Source organism: Mycobacterium sp. E1214, from assembly GCF_001666755.1.
Classification (GTDB): Bacteria; Actinomycetota; Actinomycetes; order Mycobacteriales; family Mycobacteriaceae; genus Mycobacterium.
In genome coordinates this window covers 1-2,631 of the sequence record NZ_LZJC01000113.1, presented here as the reverse complement: position 1 = coordinate 2,631, position 2,631 = coordinate 1, and the positions used below count along the sequence as shown (strand labels likewise).

3 protein-coding genes and 1 pseudogene are annotated in these 2,631 nt (G+C 64.7%); all 4 read left to right on the top strand.

Features of this window, described 5'->3' with window-relative positions; translation table 11 throughout:
- On the top strand, positions 1 to 720 hold a 720-nt coding region (locus tag A5700_RS15985), incomplete at its 5' end, for an SDR family oxidoreductase (protein ID WP_068066417.1).
- Complete coding sequence (locus tag A5700_RS15980; protein WP_068066414.1) at positions 717 to 2,072, top strand: cytochrome P450; 1,356 nt, start codon at positions 717 to 719, stop codon at positions 2,070 to 2,072. The genes A5700_RS15985 and A5700_RS15980, both read left to right, overlap by 4 nt.
- Positions 2,073 to 2,077: 5 nt before the next feature.
- Positions 2,078 to 2,287, top strand: a complete 210-nt coding sequence (locus A5700_RS15975) for a ferredoxin (protein ID WP_082960350.1) — start codon at positions 2,078 to 2,080, stop codon at positions 2,285 to 2,287.
- A gap of 3 nt (positions 2,288 to 2,290) precedes the next feature.
- Positions 2,291 to 2,631: pseudogene (locus A5700_RS15970) on the top strand (nuclear transport factor 2 family protein); the annotation flags it as partial.

Genomic DNA, 2,631 nt, shown 5'->3' with positions numbered 1-2,631 from the left:
GTCGCCCTCGGTGCGCGTCGCGTCGAGAAGCTCGCCGACATCGTCGGCAAGATCAACGCCGACGGCGGCGAAGCGGTGGGCTTCCACCTCGACGTCACCGACCCCAACTCGGTGAAAGCGTTTGTCGCGCAGTCCGTGGACGCGCTCGGTGACATCGAGGTGCTGGTGGCCGGCGCGGGCGACACCTACTTCGGCAAGCTGGCCGAGATTTCCACCGACGAGTTCGAGTCGCAGTTGCAGATCCACCTCGTCGGCGCCAACCGGCTCGCCGCCGCGGTGTTGCCCGGCATGCTCGACCGCCAGCGGGGCGACCTGATCTTCGTCGGCTCGGACGTGGCGCTGCGCCAGCGCCCGCATATGGGCGCCTACGGCGCGGCCAAGGCGGCGTTGGTGGCCATGGTCACCAACTTCCAGATGGAGCTCGAGGGGACCGGTGTGCGCGCCTCGATCGTGCACCCGGGCCCGACGAAGACGTCGATGGGGTGGAGCCTGCCGGCCGAGAAGATCGGTCCTGCGCTTGAGGATTGGGCGAAGTGGGGGCAGGCCCGCCACGACTACTTCTTGCGCGCCGCGGATCTGGGCCGCGCCATCACGTTCGTCGCCGAGACACCGCGCGGCGGCTTCATCGCAAACATGGAGTTGCAGCCCGAAGCTCCGTTGGCCGACAACAAGTCTCGCCAGAAGTTGGCTCTTGGCGAAGAGGGGATGCCCGGACTATGACAGTGACCGCGAGCGTGCCACGGGTATCCGGTGGCGAGGAGGAGCACGGCCACCTCGAGGAATTCCGCACCGACCCGATCGGGTTGATGCAGCGAACCCGCGACGAGTGCGGCGACGTGGGCTGGTTCCAGCTGGTTGACAAGCACGTCATCCTGCTGTCGGGCGCGAACGCCAACGAGTTCTTCTTCCGTTCCGCCGACGAGGATCTCGACCAGGCCGCGGCATACCCGTTCATGGCGCCCATCTTCGGCAAGGGCGTGGTGTTCGACGCCAGCCCCGAGCGGCGCAAGGAGATGTTGCACAATTCGGCGCTGCGCGGCGAGCAGATGAAGGGCCATGCCGCCACCATCGAAGCTCAGGTCAAGGGGATGATTGCGGGCTGGGGCGACGAAGGCGAGGTCGAACTGCTGGACTTCTTCTCCGAGCTGACCATCTACACCTCCACCGCGTGCCTCATCGGCGTCAAGTTTCGCAACCAGCTCGACCATCGGTTCGCCGAGTACTACCACGAGCTGGAACGCGGCACCGACCCGCTGTGCTACGTCGACCCGTACCTGCCGATCGAGAGCTTCCGGCGCCGTGACGAAGCCCGCGTGAAACTCGTTGCGCTGGTTCAAGAGATCATGGACCAACGGCTGGCCGACCCGCCGAGGGACAAGTCCGACCGCGACATGCTCGACGTGCTGGTCTCCATCAAGGACGACGACGGCAAGCCGCGGTTCTCCGCCGACGAGGTCACCGGGATGTTCATTTCGCTGATGTTCGCCGGGCACCACACCAGCTCGGGCACCTCGGCGTGGACTTTGATCGAACTGATCCGCCATCCGGAGGTGTACGCCGAGGTACTGACCGAACTCGACGAGCTCTACGCCGACGGCCAAGAGGTGAGTTTCCATGCGCTGCGGTCGATTCCGAAGCTGGACAACGTGGTCAAGGAGACCCTGCGACTGCACCCGCCGCTGATCATCCTGATGCGCGTCGCCAAGGGCGAGTTCGAGGTCGAGGGTTTCGCAATCCACGACGGCGACTTCGTCGCCGCGTCGCCGGCGATCTCCAACCGGATCCCCGAGGACTTCCCCGACCCCGACTCCTTCAACCCGGATCGGTACAACAAGCCCGAGCAGGCCGACATCGTCAACCGGTGGACGTGGATCCCCTTCGGTGCTGGACGGCACCGCTGCGTCGGCGCCGCCTTCGCCCAGATGCAGATCAAGGCGATCTTCTCGGTACTGTTGCGCGAGTACGACTTCGAGATGGCTCAGCCGGCCGACAGCTACCACAACGACCACTCGAAGATGGTCGTGCAGCTGGCTAGGCCGGCGAAGGTGCGCTACCGCAAACGCCAGAAGTAGGTTAGATCATGGGATTTCGCATCGAAGTGGACCTCGATCTGTGCCAGGGCCATGCCATGTGTGAGCTCGAGGCCCCCGACCACTTCCGCGTGCCCAGGCGCGGCAAAGTCGAGATCGTGAACGCCGAGCCGCCCGAAGACGCCCGCGAGGAAGTTGAGCGCGCGGTCGACATGTGCCCCACGCAAGCACTTTTCATCCACGACAAGGGAGACTGACCGATGACATCCAAGGCGTCACGCGAGGACCTCGAGGCATGGGTCGACCGGTGGTTGCAAGCCAATAAGGACTGTGAAAAAGCCGGCGACTGGCGACCGTTGGCGGACTTCTACACCCAGGACGCCACCTACGGCTGGAACATCGGCCCCAAGGAGGACGTGATGTGCGTCGGCGTCGACGAGATCCGCGACATCGCCCTGGGCCTGGAGATGGAGGGCCTGGAGAACTGGGTGTACGAGTACCAGAAGGTGCTCATCGACGACAAGCAGGGCGAGATCGTCGGCTTCTGGAAACAGATCGTCAACAAATCCGACGGCACGCAGGACGAGATCTACGGCATCGG